The 21,837-nt window shown below is 30.5% G+C and carries 16 protein-coding genes and 1 pseudogene; 2 read left to right on the forward strand and 15 right to left on the reverse strand.

All coding sequences use genetic code 11. The features are described from left to right. Positions 1 to 6: 6 nt before the first annotated feature. The 11 genes from KDK92_RS00190 to KDK92_RS00240 all read right to left on the reverse strand — a co-directional run bounded on the left by KDK92_RS00190 (position 7) and on the right by KDK92_RS00240 (position 14,499). On the reverse strand, positions 7 to 2,874 hold the full coding sequence (locus tag KDK92_RS00190; protein WP_250856911.1) for a DNA topoisomerase (ATP-hydrolyzing): 2,868 nt from the start codon (positions 2,872 to 2,874) through the stop codon (positions 7 to 9). A gap of 210 nt (positions 2,875 to 3,084) precedes the next feature. After that, complete coding sequence (locus KDK92_RS00195) at positions 3,085 to 5,034, reverse strand: DNA gyrase/topoisomerase IV subunit B (RefSeq protein WP_250856912.1); 1,950 nt, start codon at positions 5,032 to 5,034, stop codon at positions 3,085 to 3,087. Between the two features lie 25 nt (positions 5,035 to 5,059). After that, on the reverse strand, positions 5,060 to 6,103 hold the full coding sequence (mnmH, locus tag KDK92_RS00200) for a tRNA 2-selenouridine(34) synthase MnmH (protein WP_250856913.1): 1,044 nt from the start codon (positions 6,101 to 6,103) through the stop codon (positions 5,060 to 5,062). Between the two features lie 108 nt (positions 6,104 to 6,211). Beyond that, positions 6,212 to 6,568 (reverse strand): hypothetical protein, encoded by a 357-nt coding sequence (locus tag KDK92_RS00205; RefSeq protein ID WP_250856914.1) that lies wholly within the window; start codon positions 6,566 to 6,568, stop codon positions 6,212 to 6,214. Between the two features lie 80 nt (positions 6,569 to 6,648). Continuing rightward, positions 6,649 to 7,764: an HD-GYP domain-containing protein gene (locus tag KDK92_RS00210; protein WP_250856915.1), complete on the reverse strand. Its 1,116-nt coding sequence runs from the start codon at positions 7,762 to 7,764 to the stop codon at positions 6,649 to 6,651. A gap of 261 nt (positions 7,765 to 8,025) precedes the next feature. Beyond that, complete coding sequence (locus KDK92_RS00215; RefSeq protein WP_250856916.1) at positions 8,026 to 8,904, reverse strand: tetratricopeptide repeat protein; 879 nt, start codon at positions 8,902 to 8,904, stop codon at positions 8,026 to 8,028. 257 nt (positions 8,905 to 9,161) lie between these two features. Then, positions 9,162 to 10,121 (reverse strand): carbohydrate kinase family protein, encoded by a 960-nt coding sequence (locus KDK92_RS00220; RefSeq protein ID WP_250856917.1) that lies wholly within the window; start codon positions 10,119 to 10,121, stop codon positions 9,162 to 9,164. Between the two features lie 237 nt (positions 10,122 to 10,358). Then, entirely contained in the window at positions 10,359 to 11,096 is a 738-nt protein-coding gene (locus tag KDK92_RS00225; RefSeq protein WP_250856918.1) for an amino acid ABC transporter ATP-binding protein, read from the reverse strand. Positions 11,097 to 11,107: 11 nt separating this feature from the next. Continuing rightward, positions 11,108 to 11,776, reverse strand: coding sequence for an amino acid ABC transporter permease (locus tag KDK92_RS00230; RefSeq protein WP_250856919.1), 669 nt, complete (start codon positions 11,774 to 11,776; stop codon positions 11,108 to 11,110). A gap of 8 nt (positions 11,777 to 11,784) precedes the next feature. Continuing rightward, positions 11,785 to 12,576, reverse strand: coding sequence for an amino acid ABC transporter substrate-binding protein (locus tag KDK92_RS00235; RefSeq protein WP_250856920.1), 792 nt, complete (start codon positions 12,574 to 12,576; stop codon positions 11,785 to 11,787). Between the two features lie 567 nt (positions 12,577 to 13,143). Beyond that, entirely contained in the window at positions 13,144 to 14,499 is a 1,356-nt protein-coding gene (locus KDK92_RS00240; protein ID WP_250856921.1) for an IS1595 family transposase, read from the reverse strand. Positions 14,500 to 15,082: 583 nt separating this feature from the next. Between KDK92_RS00240 and KDK92_RS00245 the strand changes: the two genes are divergently transcribed. After that, positions 15,083 to 15,547: a helix-turn-helix domain-containing protein gene (locus KDK92_RS00245; RefSeq protein ID WP_250858598.1), complete on the forward strand. Its 465-nt coding sequence runs from the start codon at positions 15,083 to 15,085 to the stop codon at positions 15,545 to 15,547. After that, positions 15,541 to 16,395: pseudogene (locus KDK92_RS00250) on the forward strand (IS3 family transposase); the annotation flags it as partial. The gene KDK92_RS00245 and the pseudogene KDK92_RS00250, both read left to right, overlap by 7 nt. A gap of 55 nt (positions 16,396 to 16,450) precedes the next feature. Here the strand turns inward: KDK92_RS00250 and KDK92_RS00255 are convergent. From KDK92_RS00255 to KDK92_RS00270, 4 genes are all read right to left on the reverse strand, one after another. Beyond that, positions 16,451 to 18,172 carry a glycoside hydrolase family 13 protein gene (locus tag KDK92_RS00255; protein WP_250856922.1) on the reverse strand — a complete coding sequence of 574 codons (1,722 nt, stop codon included), beginning with the start codon at positions 18,170 to 18,172 and terminating at the stop codon, positions 16,451 to 16,453. A gap of 100 nt (positions 18,173 to 18,272) precedes the next feature. Then, the gene (locus KDK92_RS00260) at positions 18,273 to 19,139 is read right to left on the reverse strand and encodes a sugar ABC transporter permease (protein WP_250856923.1); all 867 of its coding nucleotides are present in this window, start codon (positions 19,137 to 19,139) and stop codon (positions 18,273 to 18,275) included. Further along, positions 19,139 to 20,083 carry a carbohydrate ABC transporter permease gene (locus KDK92_RS00265; RefSeq protein ID WP_250856924.1) on the reverse strand — a complete coding sequence of 315 codons (945 nt, stop codon included), beginning with the start codon at positions 20,081 to 20,083 and terminating at the stop codon, positions 19,139 to 19,141. The genes KDK92_RS00260 and KDK92_RS00265 overlap by 1 nt, the downstream gene beginning before the upstream one ends. A gap of 70 nt (positions 20,084 to 20,153) precedes the next feature. After that, positions 20,154 to 21,377 carry a sugar ABC transporter substrate-binding protein gene (locus KDK92_RS00270; RefSeq protein WP_250856925.1) on the reverse strand — a complete coding sequence of 408 codons (1,224 nt, stop codon included), beginning with the start codon at positions 21,375 to 21,377 and terminating at the stop codon, positions 20,154 to 20,156. Between the last annotated feature and the right edge of the window lie 460 nt (positions 21,378 to 21,837).

Genomic DNA, 21,837 nt, shown 5'->3' on the forward strand with positions numbered 1-21,837 from the left:
TTTTATCTATGCCTTCACAATATCTTTAATGCCTCCGTTTTCAGTAGAATTAATAATTTTTGCTCCAACGGAAGCTCTATTTTTCAATGATATACTGTCAATTTCAAAATTATCATTTTTTCCATTCTTGTATTTGACAGATAATACTTCATTAGATGAATCACGACTCAAGAAAGCAACATAAACTACATTGTCGTCTTCTTTCAAACTAATTGATGTTACTCCTTTTGCATTCTTACCAATAATACTCAATGAGTCACTTGCAAACTTCAATACTCTCCCCTTTGAAGTTATGATTATTAACTCTCCCTCTTTATCAATTTCGGTAATTTCAGGCTTCAATAAATAATCTTCACTGAGTATTTTCGTTGAAGTTATACCATAGTTTTCTAATAAAATTTCATCAGTTTTACATCTCTTAATTAATCCTTTTTTCGTAGGAAGAATAATCTGTTTACTATCATCAAATTTAGAGAAGTTGTAAAGAAATATTAAGCTTCCGTATTTTTTATATTCCGGTATAAACTTATCAATATTTACATCACCTTCAATATTTTGAAGCATATATGAAGGAACTGTAACCATATATCCATTTTCAAATATAAATAGTAACCTACCATTTGTTTCAGTATAGGTTTTAAGTCCACTTCTCTTCCATTCTTTAAACACATCTCCCTTTTTATTCACTGATATTGGGAAGGTCTCAAAAACAAATTCTTCAGATAAATCTACTTCTTTTACATAATCTCCATCTGGAATAGAAATTACACTTAATAAAACAGAATTTCTACTTGCACATTCTATTTCAGGTTCTTCAATAACATAACTCAAACCTTTTAATGTTTTAACTTTGATGAACTTCTTTTCTCTACTTCCTTCAACTAGCTTAACATCAACAAGTTTATCTTCCTTTTTAACATTCACTGATGAGATTTTTACATAATTCGATTTAAATTCATTTAATGGGATTGATCGCATTCCACCCCGCTCACTAAAGAACATAAATTCTTTATCCTCTATATAATTCGCAACAGGATAGACTTCTATTATATTATTTTTCTCACTATCGAAGCCTTTTATTAATAAATCTAATTTTTCTCCTTTATCTTTCCACTTCTTCTCTGGAATATCAATTCCTTGAATACGATAAGAATAACCATCATCAGTAAAGAACAGCAAGCTATCTTTAGTATTACTATGAATAACATTTGTATTAAAGTCCCCTTCTCTATACTCAATATCACTAACATCACCACTAGTTCTGTTATATGATTTTAATGGAATTCGTTTAACGTATCCTTCATTTGAAACAGTAATAACAATATCTTCAATTATGATAAGTTCTTCTGTATCAATTTTTGCATCTTCTTCATTCTCAATTATTTTTGTCCTTCTCTCATCTGTATATTTCTCTTTAATTTCAAGAATTTCTTTTCTGAATACTTTTAATAATTCTTTTTCATTACCAAGAATCTTTTTATATTTATTTATTGCTTTCTGCAATTCATCATGTTCCTTTTGAAAAATCACAATTTCAAGCCCTGTTAATTTATAAAGCATCATCTCAAGAATAGCAGTGGCCTGTTCATTAGTAAAACCGAATTTTTCTTGTAAGTTACCATTTGCATCTTTTTTAGACTTTGATTCTCTAATAGTCTTAATAACCTCATCCATAATACCTATAGCTTTGATAAGTCCTTCAACTATATGGAATCTAGTTTCAGCAACCTCTAACGCTTTTCTAGTTCTTCTCGTAATAATTTCTTTCTGATGATTTAAATAGTGTACTAACATAGTTTTTAAGTCTAGCAGTTCAGGTTTACCATCAACCAAAGCTATCATATTAAAACTAATATTGCACTGTAAGTCAGTTTTTTTATATAAATATTTAAGTGTTTTCTCAATATAATCTTTCTCTGCAGACTTTTTAAATTCAATTACGGATCTAATACCATGTCTATCAGATTCATCTCTTATATCAACAATGCCTTCTAACATTTTTGAATGTCTTTTATCTCCAGTCATATCCGAGATTGTCTGCAGTAACTTAGCCTTGTTCTTTCTGTAAGGAAATTCTGTTATTACAATTCCCATTCTGCCATTTTCAAGCTCTTCAATTTTTGTTTTTGCCCTCATAGGAACTCTTCCTTTACCAGTTTCGTATGCATTTTTAATTGATTTTGAACCAATAAGCATACCAGCAGTAGGAAGGTCGGGCCCTTTTATGTATTTCATTAACCCTTCATTTGTTAAATCTTCATCTTTAGAAAGAGCTACTACACCATCAATAACTTCACCTAAATTATGTGGCGGTATGTTTGTTGACAATCCAACAGCAATACCAAAGCATCCATTCACCAATAAATTAGGAAATCTTGCTGGTAATACCGCTGGCTCTTTCTCTGTATCTGAGTAGTTATCAACCATATCAACTACATCTTTTTCAATATCTCTTAACATTTCCATAGATATTTGTGATAATCTAGCCTCTGTATAACGCATTGCAGCGGCGCTATCTCCATCAACACTTCCCCAATTTCCATGTCCATCAATCAATGGATTTCTAGTACTAAAGTCCTGAGCTAATATTACCATAGCTTCATATACAGAAGAATCTCCATGAGGATGATATTTACCTAGAATATCCCCTACAATTCTTGCTGATTTTAAATAAGGTTTATCAGGAGATGCTTTTAAGTTATAAGCACCATATAAAATTCTTCTATGAACTGGTTTTAATCCATCCCTTACATCAGGTAAAGCTCTATCCTTTGCAACTTCAACTGCATATGGAAGGTAATTTTCTGACATTGCCTCATCTAGTGATATCTTTAAAATATTATTATCTTTAGGAACGTTATATTTTTTACCCATATTTCCTCCTATCCCGGTTTATAATAAAACAGTTACACATTGTTTCAGGTATATTTAAAAAAATAACCAGTCAATATGCTAGTCTTTTTTGTTTCATACTTAATAATCAGAACCCATTTGTAGAACTACTATCTACGGAATCCTCCTCATCGTGTGAATCAAAATATTATTAGCACCTTTGACTTGTTATTTTTTCATAAACCTAAACTGTTAAAATTCTCCGTATCTATATAAATAATTTCTTCTCGGTTCAACAATATCTCCCATAAGAAGGGAAACCATTTTTTCTGCTTTAGCCGCATCTTCTATTGTAACTCTATAAAGAGTTCTAGTCTCTGGATTTAATGTGGTATCCCATAATTGGTCAGCATTCATCTCACCAAGACCCTTAAATCTCTGGATATTTATTCCTTTACCCATTTCCTTTTTTATCTCTTTAAGTTGCTCATCGTCAAATGCATATCTAATATCTTCTTTTTTCTTTGTTTTCTTTGACACTTTATAAAGTGGTGGTTGAGCTAGGTAAAGAAATCCATTAGTTATTATAGGCCTCATATATCTATAAATATAAGTCATCCATAATGTTTTTATGTGAAATCCATCCACATCTGCATCACTTAAAATTACAATTTTATGATACTTTAAATCTTTTTCACTAAAGTTATCTAGCATTCCAGTACCCAATGCTGTATTGAATATTTTAAGTTCTTCATTCCCAATAACATTTTCAATTTTTTGTTTCTCTGTATTAAGAATTTTTCCTCTTGAAGGCATTATTGCTTGGAATCTTCTATCTCTTGCTTGTTTTGCAGAACCACCGGCTGAATCTCCCTCAACCACAAAAATTTCACATAGTTTTGGTTCTTTAATAGAACATCTTGCAACCTTACCTGCAAGTGGAGATGTTCCCTTACCAACTTTCCTCTTTTCAGCGTCATTAATCTTCTTAATTTTCTCACGCCTAGTTGCTGCATTTATTGCATTCCCAATAATAATGGAAGCAGTTTGAACATTGTCTTCAATCCATTCACTGAATCTCTGAAAAGCAAGTTCATTCATAAATGTATAAGCTTCTGTATTTCCAAGTTTCGTCTTTGTTTGTCCTTCAAAAATCGGATTTGTCATTTTAGTCTTAAGAATCGATGTCATTCCTTCTCTTAAGTCCGAGCCTTCAAAATCCTTATCTTTTATTAAATTAAGCTTTTTAGCACCTTCCTTGAAAGCTCTAGTCATTCCAGTTTTAAAACCTGTCTCATGAGTTCCCGCTTCTGTAGTTGGTATATTATTTACATAAGATGCTATATTTTCTGTGGAGCTATCTGTAAATTGCACACACACTTCACCTGAAAGCTTCATTCCATTTATCTCTTTTTCACCAGTGAAAAGAATTGGTTCTTTATTTAAAACAGTTTTACTCTCATTTAAATACTCAATAAAATCAAGTAACCCTCTTTCTGAAAGATATTCCTTTTCAACAAACTCATCTTTTCTATGGTCCTTTAGATATAATCTAACTCCCTTATTTTGAAAAGATAGTTCTTTTAATCGTTCATCGATAATATCAAATTTAAATTCTGAAGCTGAGAATACTCTTTTATCAGGCATAAATGTAATTTTAGTTCCACTTTGCTTAGTTTTACCGATTATCTCCAATTCAGTGACAGGCGTTCCTGGCATTTCTTTGTTCATACTTTTATCGAAAGCGTATTCAAAACGCATTCTAAAAACATTACCATTTTGCTTAACTTCTACTTCAAACCATTCAGACAACGCGTTTACAACTGCAGCTCCAACTCCATGAAGTCCACCTGATGTTTTATAATTCTCATTATCAAACTTTCCTCCTGTATGTAGTTCTGTGTAAACCATCTCTACTCCAGTCTTCTTCTTTACTGGATGTTTTCCCGTTGGAACCCCTCTTCCATCGTCAGTAACTGTAACACTTCCATCTTTGTTTAATACCACTTCTGCTGTAGTACCAAATCCATTTGTTATTTCATCTATAGCATTATCGAATATTTCCCAAATACAATGATGAAGTCCTCTTGATCCCGTTGACCCAATATACATTCCTGGTCTAACTCTAACAGGTTCTAATTTTTCAAGAGAGGTTAGTGCTGTTACATCATAGATATTAATATTCTCTTTATTGCTACTCATAAATCTAACCCCCGTTCTCGAACATTTATTCGTCTATTTCATTATAATTACTATTGAACCATTTTTCAATATCTTTTGCCGCTTTATTTATATCATTAATAGTTAATTTAAGTTCATATTCATATTTATCCGAAGTATTTGTATACATAGGATCGTAATATGTTTCCATTAACTCCTTTGTTACTTCTCTTATTTCTCCATGTTTTAGTTTTTCTTTATAATACTCTGCTTTATTCTTACCCATATATTTAGATAACTTATCTAGAGCTATTGAAATCTCTTCTAAGTAGTTTTCATTCTTGGTATACTCATCAATAATAATTTTGCTTCTAAAGTCTAAGTTAGCGTCAATAAAAATATGCTTACCATCTTTCATTTTATTATGTACGTATTCAGGAACAAATACACTACCAATCCTTCTACTTTCCGCTTCAACAAAAACAAATTTATTTCCTTTATTTTTACTCAATTCATCATGTATATATGATTCAAACATTTTCTGAGAATTACAATTATTAAGTCCTACACTTCCAAGCAATGAACCTCTATGATTTGCTGCTTTCTCTAAATCCAAAATGGAATAACCATCCTCTTTAAGTTGTTTTAGAATTTCGGTTTTTCCAACACCTGTATTTCCATGTATAACGATATATTCCACAGAATCATTTAATTCCACTAATTCTTCCATTACAACTTTTCTATAAGCCTTATAACCGCCTCTTATTCTACAAACACTTATTCCCATAGAACTTATAAAAGTTGAAATAACACCACTTCTCATTCCACCTCTTGCGCAAAATAAAGTTATATCCTTATGAGATTTCTTAAGTTCATAAATCTCTTCAAAAAAACCTAGAAGCTTTTTTGATGCACATTCTATGCCCGCCTTACTTGCTTCATATGGACTTTCTTGTTTATACAATGTACCAATTATTTTTCTCTCTTCATCATTAAATATTGGCATATTAATTGCGCCTGGAATAGTTTCTTGTTTAAATTCTCCTGGACTTCTAACGTCAATAAATAGCCCATTTCTATTAACTTTTTTATAATCTTGAGGTAATAACATGCGATTCCTTCTTCCTATCATTTAATAATTCCTTACAAACTTTAATAATAATTAATTATTCAAAAAAAGTCAAATTTCATTTCCTCAACAACAAAATCACCATTATTATTAATGGTGATTTTGTTCATTTGAAATTATAAACTTTACAAGTCTGAATATCTTAAAAGTATACTCAACATTCACCTTATGTTTCAACTTATTATCTTCTAACATGATCATAAGAGTTCTATAAGCCTTTTCATCATCAATTTTAGGATTATCCCTTATCAATTCAATCATCAAATGAATTACTTTTTCAGTATACTTTTGATGAAATTCATTTTCTATGGAAGATATTAATAATTTATTTTCTATTCCATAGTTTTCTTCATGGTTATTTTCATTACCTAATAAGAAAAATACTAAAACAATAAATCCTAAAATAATAACTATTCCAATAACAATAAGAACTACTAATTCTCCCAAAATAGCCTCCCATAGTATTTTTTAGGCAGATGCCTTACTATAAGATATGCAGCTTATTACTCTAAGTTACATTAATTATTCTATAAAAGTTCTTCTATGTATAAATCACTTCTCGTTTTTAAATCCATAAATTCTTCTTCAACATTTATCAATGGTTTTGAAATATTAAACATATCAAGCTTAACTATTTTCCCAACTTTCCCATTGTTAAGACGCACATATTCCCCTGTATATACGGTAGTTAGATGCTTTAAAAAAGCAGCACAAACATCCCCATCTAATTGATTCCACGCTACACTTTGAAGCTCTTCAAGACACAAAAAAGGTGATTTTTTACTACTATACACTTTATTAGAAGTCATAGCGTCAAACTCATCTGCCACAGCTATAATCTTGGCAAACTTATGAATTTTATCCCCCTTTAATCCAAGTGGATATCCACTTCCATCAATTCGCTCGTGATGCATCAATACCCCCATTCCTACTGAAGGGTCTAAAAATTGAGACTTTTTAACGATTTTATAACCATATTCAGAATGCTTCTTAATTTCATCAAATTCTTTTTTTGTAAGTGCACTGGGCTTATTCAATACTTTTTGATCAATTACTGTTTTCCCAATATCATGAAGCAAGGCACTATAAGTTAGTAATAATAATTCTCTTCCTTCAATTCCCATCCATTTACCAATCATAGAAGATAAAATACTTACATTAATTGAATGACTATATAGATACTCATCAACGCCTTTATCAAACAATAAATTTTTGATAAGTAGATCGTAATCATAATCACCAAACTCTTCTATAATTGTTTTGGAATATTTTCTTACATCGTCAACATCAATTTTCTCATCAATAGAAATACATTTAAAAACACCTTTCATTTCTTTAGTAAAATCATCTACTGATTTCTCTAATTTTTGTGCTTGAACTCTTCTAGTTTCAGATAAATTTGCATACTTATAACTATCCTTATTATAAACTTCTGTAGGCCTCTCAGCTAATGCACCTTTTTCTAAAGCCTTATAGACATATACATCCATGAATGGCTGAAGACTGATTATTTTATCAATCATCTTTTGTGTGAGTTTAGCACCTGTTACAAGAAGTTTAACATTGTCTATTACAAGATTTTGAGCCAATATCATACCTGGTCTCAATTCATTCGGCAATAACTTTTCTACAGTGTACTTCATACTGTTCCCCCTAAAATCTTCTTTAACTCAATTTCGCACAGTTTTCTATAATTTATAAGTAAGGCATATTCAAATAAATAACTATTCTACTAGGCTTATAATGTATACTTCATCCTTGAAACCCATTGGTAGAGCAACTCTCCCAGAGTTCCAACTCGACCTATGCTACAAAATATCCAACATATCTTTAACTACTTATTTATTTTCATACACCTAAAACTACTTTTATTATATCAAATATTACATATTTCTGTAAAGTTTTCAAAGCAATCTCATTATATTTGATAACTCATTATCATTTTTTGCATATTCCATAAATTTGGGGTATAATTCTATTGCTTTATTTAAGTCTTCTATCCCTAGTTGTTCTTTATTAATGATGGAAAATAAACAAGCTCTATTGTAGTATAAAAATGCTTCATTGCAATTATTTTCGATTCCTTTTGTTAACCAGAAAATTCCTTTTAAATATTCTTTCTTTTCTTTATAAATCACTGAAATATTCAAATATGCATAGGAATATTCCTTATTTAATTCAATTGTTTTCCTATAAAAAGAAATAGCTTCTTCAATTTGATTCATTTTCTTTAATACTACTCCAAGATTAAAGTTCACCATAAAATCTTTATTATCAATTTCATATGCTTTCTGCAGCAATTCAAAGGCCTTATTATTATCATTCAACTCTTCGTAAATAGCTGCTAAATTAACATACGCCCAAAAATCATCTTGAACTAATTCTAGAACTTTTTCATAAAACTCAATAGCTCTAACTTTTTCACCTTTTTCATCAAGTAGATTAGCATAAAAAAATAATCCTCTATCATTCTTAGAATTATACTCTATACACTTTTTGTAATAAGCTTCAGCCATGTCTACTTCACCAAATTCTTCAAATATTATTGCTATCCCGTAGTATGCTCTATCATCTTCCCGCTCTTTAATAACTTGTTTATATATATATATCGCATCTTCCTTTAAGCCCAGTTCATCGCATAATAAGGCGTAATCTATTAAAAATTCACTGTCCCCATCTTGGTATATTTTATGAGCCTTTTTGAAAAATTTATATGCTTTAATTTTCTCACCTTTATATAAATATTCATTTGCAATACTTTTATAGTTATTAAATTTGTACATATTTGCTCCTAACTAATTTAACGTTAATTCTTCTATTAGTTATTTTATCATTATACATTTCATTTTCCAATCAGTTATTAACTTCCCAACAGTGGATAATCCCTAATTTTGAAATTCTTTTTTATTTTTATATACTTTAGTAGGAATTTCATTCATGTGCAAAACTTAGATATATTTTCTTTTTAAAGTAAATCAAAAGCATATATTGCTGTAAATGTACTCAATGAGTTTAATACATTATAAGCAATATATGCTAATTAAACTACCCTTACCGCTTCTTCCCAACTAATTTCTTTTAATTTATCCAACACATAATCATAAGACATTTTTGGATGTATTGTCTCCACGTGAGATATTGTTATAATTGACATCCCCATAGAAAATTTAACCGCTTCTTCAATGGCTAAATTATTCATATAAGAATAACCCAATCCAGCCACAAATGAATCTCCAGCTCCCGTTACATTTCTAACCAGAACATTTTTAGCTTTAATTTGTCCTCTCTTATCTCTATTTGAGAAAAATATCCCATCTTCATCTAAACTGATGAAAACATTTTCAACTCCTAAATCTAAGAAATAATCACACGCTCTTTCTAAATCTTCAACATCATTAATTTTAAAACCTACTAAGACTTCTGCTTCATGCCTATTAGGTTTAATCGTATGAAAATACTTAATTAAATGTTTTATTTTTTCAGCTTTTGCTGCTGATACTGGATCCAAAATAAATTTAGTTTTTCCCTCAAACTGAGTTAGTATAAACTCAAGATTATTAGGATCATCTGCATCTAAAAAAGTATACTCAGCATTTTCTATTAGTTCTGACTTAGATAATATGAATTTCATATCCATCTCACCAATACTCTTCATATCTGCTATTCCAGATACCATTTCTCCATTTTCATTTAAAATAGCCATATATGTAGGAGTTCCACCCTTTTCTAATATTAGAGATTCACTCATATCGTATCCGATAACTTTGGAATGATCTAACATACTTCTACCGATTTCATCATTACCTAAAATTGAAATAAGTTTTGTATTCACACCTATTCTAGCCATGTTTTCAGCTATATTACGACAAACTCCTCCAAACGATATCTTAACTCTTCCAGGTGTTGAGTTAAACTGTCTGTAACTATCCCCTGAAAATCCAAATATATCAACAACCGACGCACCAAAAACTAAGGCATAGTCTTTTGAATTTACACTCATACCTCATCCTCCTCCTAATCTAACCATGTAATTTTATCACATTTCGACAATAAATTAAAGTCCATAAATATTAGCTTCTCTATCTTCAGATTATTTCAAATATTATCAAATATAATAAAATTTTTCTACTATAAATGCCTTCTATATAAAATGATATCTCTTTTCTGTATTATAAAAAACACACAGAAAAGTTTCCAAATTAACAATTTCCTGTGTGTCTAATTTTTTTTTATTTTATTATAATCTTTCTTTAAATGTCTTTAAAAATTTATTCAAACTTTCATTTTTACTAAACATAATCTCTGTTGGTGTCCCTGAATATTCAATTTTTCCATCTTTCATGAAAATAATTCTATCTGATATTTTTAATGCAAATTCAATCTCATGTGTAACAATCAACATAGTCCTATTTTCAGCTGCAATTTCCCTTATCAAGTTTAATACTTCACCCACCAACTCAGGATCCAAAGCTGAAGTAGGTTCATCCAGCAAAAGCAATTTAGGTTCCATGGCTATCGCTCTTGCAATACCAACTCTCTGTTGTTGTCCACCTGATAATTGACTTGGATAATGGCTACTTCTATCTTTAAGGTTAACTTTTTCTAGAAGTTCTATAGCTTTTTCCTTTGCAAGTTCTTTATTTATCTTTTTAACAGATCTTAAACCTTCCATTATATTCTCTTCAGCCGTCTTGTTATTGAAAAGGGCAAAACTTTGAAATACCATGGCTGTATTATTTCTTAAAAAACTGATTTCTTTTTTATCAGCTCTATTAAATCCAACTCTACTGTTATCTATTTCTATTGATCCTCCATCTGCTTTTTCCAGATAATTAATGCATCTTAAAAAAGTTGACTTTCCTGATCCAGATGAACCAATTATTGAAACAACTTCCCCTTCTTCTACATCTAATCCAATATTCTTAAGAACTTCTATATCTCCAAAACTCTTTTGTATATTCCTTATCTTAATCATAAAGTCCCCCCTTAATAGGATTTATCCATTCGTGTCTCAATCATCTTCGTAACATAAGATATTAATATTGTAATTCCCCAGTATATTAAGCCTACAGCTAAAAAATTCTCGAAAAACTTATAACTAGCTGATGCACCAACTTTTGCTGATGCCATTATATCTTTTACACCTAAAATAAAAGTTATTGATGTTCCTTGAATCAAACTTATAAAAGTGTTACTCAATGGCGGAACAGCAATTCTCGCAGATTGAGGAATAATTATTCTTACCATTGCTTTAATTCTCCCCATTCCAAGAGATTGTGCTGCCTCCATCTGATTTTTATGAACTGAATTCATAGCAGATCTAATTATTACAGACATATATGCTCCAGCATTTAAACTCATAACTACAATTGACATTTCATAGGCTCCAACATTTGAAAATGATTCAAATAGTTGTGGTAATCCAAAATAAAAGATAAACAATTGAACCATTAAAGGAGTACCTCTAAAAAAAGATATATAAGTATCAATTATTAAATTAACATATCTACTTTTAACTTCACTTTTTATTATTGCTAAAACCATACCTATCATTATTCCAAAGAGCATAGCGAATACCGCTATACTCAAAGTAGTAGGTAAATACCTACCTATAACCAAAATTCTCTTTACAAAATAATTTATATCAAAACTCATTTTCCCACCTACTTTTTGGTAATATCAATTGGGAACCACTTAAGAGATATTTCAGTTAAAGTTCCATCGTTCTTCATTTCTTTCATTACTTTATTAATCTCTTCCACAAGTTTTTCATTATCACTGTCTTTAACGAAAGGAAAGGCGTTTATCAGCTCCTGAATTGGTTCACCAGCTAATTTGATATTCAAGTCTGTTTCTTCTATTACAGTTAATCCTGAGAGCTTATCCATTAATACAGCATCAATTCTTCCTAATGATAAATCATGATATAATCCTGCTCCATCATATGTTACTATTTCGATTTCACTATTCTTATCTAATTTTCTAATAATATTTTCATAATTTGATCCTAAACTAACACCTACTTTTTTCCCTTTCAAATCTTCTAATAATTTTATGGAATCATCATCTTTATGTGATAGTAATTGAGCACCATAATACACATAAGCATCCGTAAAAATATATTTTTCTTCTCTTTCTTTTGTAACAGTAATCTGGTTTGCAATTGTGTTTAATTGTTCATTGTCCAACATTCCAAATAGCCCACTAAAATCAGCTCTTTTGAATTCTATTCCATAGTCAAGTCTTGAACCAATTTCTTTCCATACATCAACATCAAAACCTTGTAATTCATCAACTTCATTTAAGAATGTATAAGGTTTATACCCACCACTCATACCAATTACGATTTTTTTGCTATCCTCTTTCTTTGCTACTTCACTGTTTTTTTTGCCACATGAAGCAACTCCTAATACCAATAGTACTGCCATTAATAAAACTAAACCTCTCTTTTTCATAAAATACCTCCTAAATTTAAAAATAAAAAAGGGATACCTAATTTAGGTATCCCGTATAAACATATGTTTTTACGCACTAAATTTAGCTATACTTGTCTATTAAATTTTGACAGGTACAGCAACAACATAGAGAAATAGATTTAATTTTATAATTTTTCATTGACGTAATTATTATTTTCATATCCATTCCTCCTTTTTCGACTTATATTGACATTATATATGTAGGTCAATCCATTGTCAATAACTAAATGAGATTTTCTCTCATTTAATATCACTTATAAAAAAAGCACGAACTACGTACGCTCTTAACTTTCACTAATAGTGGAGCTTAGGCGTCAACATGTCAAACTTCGCTTGTTTGGTGATTTTCTTATTTGCAGTTCAATTTTGCATTTCGCCATTCAGAAGATTTTGCTCATAAAAAGGCAAATAAATTTGTAACATATCTCTCTTTTTTAAGATACTGTTGAAAAATATTTAACTTAATTTCTATATCAATGGACAAACCTAATTATCATATTGTTTAGATACACTATTATTACACTACTACTTGCACACCCTTATCTCCTAAGCTGCAGTTACATAAATAGGCTTCCTGTCTTTGAAATCCTTTATAATCATACCAGTATACTTAGTGTGGCTCTCTAAAAACAAACACTCAGCCGCACTATGATTATTATCGTTACACTCCTCTGACTCTCCATCATAAACCTTCTTCTCCTTCAGCCATCTATACCAATACAAATAATTAGTCAGATATTTACTAGATACTCCCTTAAAACTATTTAGCCAATTGTTTAACTCTCTTTTCATCCCCATAAGATTACCAACATGATATTCCTCATTATCATCACCAGTACAGCTCCTTCCTAATACCAACTCCATCTCCTGTGCAAATTGATGATAATGCCTATTTCCTTCTGTACACAAAATAGTCCCGACTGATATATTCTCACAGAATATTGTTTCTAACACACGCTTATCCACTCGTTTGTTATTACATGCCTCAACTATGATATTGTTTCTCCTATCCACAGCACATACTACATAGTTAATCTTAGCTTTATCCTCATTGAAAATTAGTGTATATTTATTCTTAAAGCCACATCTTCTTCCTCTGTTAAATATCCCACGCTCCCCCTTCTTATTCCTATTACCTTTTATACTTTCAACTACAACCATATGCCCCATCTCAACTATCCCTCCCACACAACCCGTTCCCATGTTTTCTCTCAAGCCATCCATTATCTTATGGCGCCAATAAAAGGCAGTGGCAATATTTATCCCTACTATGCGGCTACAATCACTTAATGATAGCCCTCTCACCATACACTTCATATATTCAATCCATTTATCTATTCCCTTCTTACTACAATACATAGGCGATAAGGTTCTGTCACTGAATGTCTTTCCACACTCTTCGCTCTTGCATTTATATCTCTGCTTTCCTTGGTATTTACCATACTTCCAGATCTTCTTATATCCACAATGCGGACATACCCCACCCTCCATGAATCTGCGCCCTCTTATACTATCTATTATTTCTTCCTCTTTACCCTGAACGTTCTCTATGTCAACCACCTTAATTATTCTCTCAAGAATTTTCAGCCTGCTAATCCTCTTCTCCTCTCTCCTAGCTCGCTCCTCAGCTTTCATTTGGTTTTCTTCGAACTTCTTTCTCTCCCTACTTCTGCTTATATTGACCATTTTCATTAGATTTGATTTTATCTCGTCGCTTAGGTTAGAGTCTAATACATTTTTCTCAAATTTATCCAAGAAGTCATCCTTATAATCATCTTTAAGATTTTCTTTAAGGTTTTCTTTAAAGTTTTCTTTAAATTTGTCTTTAACTCCATCCTTGATATCAACTTTTTTTTGATCATTTGAATCTTGGTTTCTATTTCTACTGAAAAAATAAGTCATAATTACTTACATACCTCCCATTTATACAAAATACTTATTCATATAGAACAGTTATTTGCACAAACATATTTTCGTATCCATTTATAATTATGACCATTCCTTATTTTTATAATCATTCCACAACAAAAAATCTTTGAATTTTACCAAACTTAATCATTTGCCAGCTTGTACTCTACCGAGTCTAGCTATTTCAACATCTTCTTAAAAAAGAGAGCTATGTTTAGAATTTAACTATCAATAGATTTTTACTGGTTGTCCTTTTCAACAATCCATTTTTTCAACATTTTCTTAAAAAAGAGATATATGTCACTATTTTTTTCAATGTGTAGGGGCTACAGCCTGTCCGGCCTCAAACCTAAAAAGCCGTCCTTTTTTATTCACAGCAAATATAATTGGTACAATTTACACAACCGTGCCACCTATTGTTATAAACCTAATTGCATTTGATTATTTCTTAAAAATATTTTCCAATTTTAAAGAAACTAAAAAAGCACCCCTTTTGAACTGCACCCCGTTTATTGGACATTGACAAAAAAATGTTACAATATTACAAAGGGGTGCTTTTATTATGGCAAAATATACAATGGAATTTAAATTAGAAGTAGTTAAATACTTTAAAGAAAACGGTAAGGCTGAAACGGTAAAGAAATATAATATATCAAACACCGCAATTTACAAATGGGAACATTTATATGATACTTATGGGATAGAAGGTTTTAAAAGAAAAACCGTTAAAAAATATACTGTTGAAGAAAAGTTAAATATTATAGATTTTTATAAGAAAGAAGGTAAAATTTCAGTACAAAAAAAATATAACATTTCATCTACACTAGTTAACAACTGGGAACGTATTTTATTAGAACAAGGTGAAATTGGATTATCTAAAGATAATCGTGGTCGTAAGCGTGAAAATGCCATTATGAAAGATGTTAATCAAAGTGAAGATTTATTAGCTGAAGTACAGCGCTTAAGAATGGAAAATGCCTATTTAAAAAAGTTACATGCCTTGGTTCAGAAGCGGGAAAAGAAACAAAGAAAGAAAAAGTAGTTGCAATTACTGAATTAAGGCGTGAAAAAAAATTCAAGTTACAACCATTATTAGATATTGCTAATCTATCAAAATCAACGTATCATTACATTAAAAATTGCCTAGATCAGCCATCAAAATATGAATCTGTAAAAGAAATAATCTTAGGGGTTTATAATAAACATAAAGGAAGATATGGGTATCGTAGAATCACTTTAACACTTAAGCTTCAATATGGTATGGTTATAAATCATAAAACGGTTCTAAAGTTAATGAGGGAACTCGGAATTGCAAGCAAAATTAGAGTTAAAAAGTATAAATCATATAAAGGCCAAGTTGGGAAAATAGCATCAAATGTTCTAAAACGAGATTTCTCAACAACAAGAGTAAATGAAAAATGGGTTACTGATATAACAGAATTTAAAATAGATAATAAAAAAATCTATTTATCTCCACTAATTGATTTACACTCGAAGAGTGTTCTGAGCTACACCATAAGCACCACACCAAATTTAAAGTTGGTTACTGATATGCTTAATAAGGCTATTAAAAACACAGACCTAGACGGTCTAATTATACATTCCGATCAAGGGTGGCATTATCAACACAAAAAGTACAGAGGAATATTAGAAAACTCAAATATTATACAAAGCATGTCTAGAAAAGGGAATTGTTTAGATAATTCATTAGCTGAAAACTTCTTTAGTCATTTAAAGTCTGAATTTTATTATTTAGAATCGTTTGATACTATTGATGACTTTATTAGAGGCCTCGATGAATATATTCAATACTATAATACCGAAAGGATTTCGAGTAAATTAAAAGGAATGACCCCTGTACAATACAGAAATCATTCCATTGCTGCTTAATTATATATACTTATGTCCAACTTTTGGGGTTCAGTACATTTAAGGGTGCTTAAAACTATTTAATCATAAACATTTCATTACTATCTAACTCAATCGTTCCATCAAATTGAATTTCTTTTTCAGTCAACATATCAAAATACTTTCCATTTAACTTATTACATTGGATAGATTTTTTCTCTTCATTATTATTAAGTATAGTAACTACACTATCCTTATCATCATACATCCTTGTAATCAGTACATTATCATCAGCATATAAGCATTCAAATTCACCATAAACAAGAACCTTATTATCTTTTCTAATTCTATTTAGCTTCTTATAAAGGTCTAATACTTCTTTATTTTGTTTCTCTTCTTCCCATATCATACATCTTCTACAATCTGGGTCTCCTTCTCCAACCATTCCAACTTCGCCACCATAGTAAATATATGGGACACCTATGTAGGAATATTGGAATACCATTGTATGCTTTAATCTATTAATATCCTCTTTACAAGTAGTCAAATATCTTTCAGTATCATGACTATCAAGTAAGTTAAACTGATTTCTATTAATTTGGTCCATATACAATACTCTATTTTGAACTAAACCTCTAATAAATTCCTGAGAAGATATTTGTCTTTTAGCAAAGAAGTCCATAACTAATTCTCTAAATGGATATTGCATTATTCCATCCATTTGATCTCCTCTTAACCATTGAGATGATTCATGCATTATTTCTCCAATGATAATAGCCTCTGGATTAGTCTTCTTTACTCTTTTGTTAAATTCTCTCCAGAATTTATGATCTACTTCATTACAAACATCTAATCTCCATCCGTCTATACCTACTTCTTTTATCCAATACTCAGCAACATCAAGCAAGTATTCTACAGCTTCTGGATTCTCAGTGTTTAACTTTGGCATTTCCGAAACATTATCTGCAAACGTATCATAATTTATTTTTTCAATATCAACAGGGAAATTATGAATAAAGAACCAATCTTTATACTTTGATTTCTCACCATTTTTAATTACATCTTCAAATGCGAAAAAATCTCTTCCTGAATGATTAAAAACTGCATCAAATAAAACTTTTATATTTTTTTCATGACATCTTTTCACTAGTTCTTTAACCGTTTCAACTGTTCCAAATTGAGGATCGATTTTGTAATAATCTCTCGTATTATATTTGTGATTTGTTGTAGATTCAAATACAGGTGTGAAGTAAATAATATCTACCCCTAAATCATCAAGATAATCAATTTTATTTATTACTCCTTGAATATCTCCCCCAAACATTGTTTGAGTAGTAACAGGCTCTCCCCATGGAAGAACATTTTCCGGATCATTGTTTTTATCTCCATTACAGAATCTATCAGGGAATATTTGATATACAACACCCTCTTTTAGCCAATCAGGTGATTTATACATATCCGCATTACATATATAAGGGAATTGGAATCCTCCCTCTTTATTTAATTCTTTAGCTGATCCTCTTTCACTGAAATAGAGAACTTCTCTATTACAACCTGTAAGTTTGAAATTATACTTAAATTTTCTACTAGGAAGTTTAATCTCACCCTCAAAATAATCAAACATATCTGTAACAAATCTTTTTTCTATTTCTTTAACTTGATACTCATCTTCTCCATTATATCTATCTTTGAAAAACACTTCGCATTTATCAATTTCATCATGAGCTACTCTTATTCTCACTTTTAATACATCTTTCTCTACACCATAAGCATATGGTACATCCGCAATATGATATATAGCATGTTTATTTATGTTCATCAGAATATTCCCTTCCTCTTCTAGATTATTATTAGGCACATTCAAATAAATAGACTAGCATACTGACTAGTTATTTATTTGAATGTGCCTTAAATGTCTATTAACCTTTAACAGCTCCTGCAACCAATCCTTTTGAAATATATTTCTGTAATGCTACAAACAGCCCAACAACTGGTAATGCTCCCATAATTGCCGCTGCAGCAAATTGTGTCCACTTGGCAGAAAATTCATTCTTAATAAATGTATTTAATCCTATAGCCAATGTGTAATTTTCAGGGCTTTTTAATGCTACACTTGAAATTACAAACTCACTGTATATACCAATAAAGCTAAACAAGAATATTACTGCTAGCATTGATCTACTCAAAGGCATTATAATCCTAGTGAATATTTGCCAATGGGATGCACCATCAACCATAGCAGCTTCGTCAAGTGCCTTTGGTATTCCATCAATAAATCCTTTCAATAACCAAATATTATATGCACTACCTCCACAAAGTATAAGGATTAAAGCAAACTTATTATCAATCATATCATATTTATATAAAACCCCATATATGGCAGCTATTGTCATCATAGGTGGAAACATCTGTAGTATTAATAATGACATTAAACCGTACTTTCTACCTGTGAATCTTAATCTTGAGAAAGCATATGCTGAAGTAACTGACATTATTAGTTGCAGAACCGCAACAGAAATAGAAATAATTAAGCTATTTTTCATCCATGTTAAGAAACCTGTTTCTTTAAATACAGCTATATAGTTATTAAATGTTATTTCTTTTGGAATAAGATCTGAAGAGAAAAAAGCATCTCCTGTTCTAAATGATGCCGACACAATCCAAAACACAGGGAATAATACAGCCACTATAGCAAACCAAATAAATACTCTACCAGCCCACAGAGATAACTTTTCATGTTTTTTCATCTTTCTAACATATTTTATTGAATTAGTATTAGCACTCATTAGTCTACCTCCTTAAATGCACCTGACATCTTCATGTTTATTAAACTCAATGTACCAATTACAATGAAAATAAGTACACTTAAAGCAGATGCAATGTTGAATAAATTATTATTCATTGCCAATTTGTACGCTGCACTTATAAGTATATCTGTACCTCCTGCAAACTGTGATCCTCCTGGAACTCTTGGTCCACCACCAGTAATTAAGAATGCATTCATGAAGTTATTAAAGTTAAATGCAAAAGATGAAATTAAAAGAGGTAATGTTGAAGACATTATTGAAGGTAAAGTTATTTTTCTAAACTTAGTCCACCAATTAGCTCCATCTATATCAGCTGCTTCATAGTATGTCTTTGGTATTGCAGATAATGCTCCAAGACAAACATTCATCATATATGGAAACCCTAACCAAAGATTTACTATGATCAAACCAGTTCTAGCCCAAAACACATCACTCATCCATGGAATAGGTTCTGAAATAATTCCTATGTTTTGAAGTAATATATTTATACCTCCATAAGTTTCATGGAGTAATCCCTTCCAAGAAAGAATAGCTATTGTTGCTGGTAAGGCCCATGGAATTACTAAAAACGCTTTATATATATTACTTTCTTTCATATCTGGGTTATTTAATATAATAGCAAATAACAAACCAATAAAATACGTTCCAAATACTGATATTATTGCATAAATAAATGTCCAGATAAATACTGGTAAAAATACTTTTGATAATGGGCCTGCAAGAATATTTACAAAGTTTTTGAACCCTACGAAAGTATAATCATCTAAATGTTTTATAGAATAATTTGTAAAAGCTATATAAATAGTATATAATATTGGGAGTAAGGATAATAACGAAATTGATATTAATGCGGGTGATAGATACCCATAAGGTCTTAAGTTCTCTCTTAAAGACCTTTTTTTATTTTTTGCTTTAATTTCCATAGGTCTCCTCCTTTGGATTTTTCATATGATTGCTAAAAAAAGAGGGGGTAACACTAGCCCCCCCGTATTACTACTCTGCGTTTTGTATTTCAATTGCTTCTTTAATATCTGATTCTACTTGCTTAGCAAAATCTTCTGGAGAAATTTCTCCGCTAGTTAACATTTTGAAAGATTCATTCTGACCCCAAACACTTTGCATTTCTGGAATGTTCGGCATTGGAATTCCATAAGTAGCTTGCTTAGCAAACCCTGCCATAATTTCATCATTTTTAATGTCATCATTATCTAAATGTGATTTTCTAACAGGTAATCTAGTGAAGTGAGATTTTTCACTTAAATACTTTGTAAACTCCCATGCTACGTCTTGCTTATCGCTCTTTGAATTAACAAATGCTACTTGAACACCTAAGAAAGTAGGAGCAACTTTTCCATTGATTTTTGGCATTGGAGCAACACCAAAGTTCACTCCAGCCTCTTCAAATCCTGCTCTATCCCATGCACCACTTACATAGAAAGCAATTTCACCGTTTGTGAATTTACCTTTAGCGATATCAGCACTAATATCTTTAGGCATTAACTCATACTTATGAACGAAATCATGTAACATTTGATATCCTGGAATTGCTTTTTCTCCTAATCCAATATCATTTGCAGTTAAGTTTCCATTATCATCTTTACCGAAAACATATCCACCGTTTCCAGCAATTATTGGAAAGTTGAAATATAAGTTATTTGCATCAAACATAAATCCTTTTTCTTGACCTAATTTTATTAACTCTTCCATAGTTTCTGGAACTTTTTCAACTAAATCTTTATTATAGTATAAAGCTATAGATTCCATTCCCATTGGAACTGCATACTCTTTATTATCAAACATTACAGCATCTAATGCTGATTGTTGGAAATCATCAGTAATTATTCCTTCTGGAACTTCAGCTAGTAATTTAGCTTGGTTTAACGTTCCTAGGTTATCATGTGGAAAACCAATGTAAGCATCAGGACCTTTTGCACTATTTGCTGCTTGAAGATAATTTTGGAATTCTCCTTTGTCATATATTACTTTAACCTTATTTCCAGTTTCTTCAGCCCACACTTGAGCCATCTTATCTAAATCTGCAACTTCTTCTTCTGTAAAGTGTGACCAAATTGTTAATTCAACTGGTCCTTTAGTATCACTTTTGCTTTGCTCGTTATTACCATTTTTGTTATTTGCTTTATTACCACAGCCAACGAAAGCCAATGATAATGCAACAACTGTTAGAATTGACATAAATACTTTAAAATGCTTATTCATAGGTATTCCCCCCAATATTATGTTTTTTGTAATGTAATTATTGTATAAATTACTTTGTGAAAACGCTTGCATTTCATACTTTTATTATACAAGCTGTTTTTTCATTAGTCAATAATTTTATTTTGTAAAAGTGGATGTTTTTAATATGCATTTACCTGTTAAAATTTGCATATTAAGCTTACTCACATGATTTTTTCTGAATTTTCATTTACTAAGTAGCATTGTTCATTGTTTACGCTCAATATTCCATTGATTCTTATAATACTGCCAATGAGACTGTAAGAATTTATCAATTAATAATTAATAATTACTTCCATCATATAATATGTAATAGAATTTTTTAGTTATTATGTGAATATTATTTGTAATTTAATACTTTTTATTCTTAAAAATTCTGCAAGTGATTGCAAATTCAGAGCAATCGTTTGCATTTGTTCCCTTAATACTATTGCTTTATTTT

The organism is Oceanirhabdus seepicola (assembly GCF_023684385.1).
Taxonomy (GTDB): domain Bacteria; phylum Bacillota; class Clostridia; order Clostridiales; family Clostridiaceae; genus Oceanirhabdus; species Oceanirhabdus seepicola.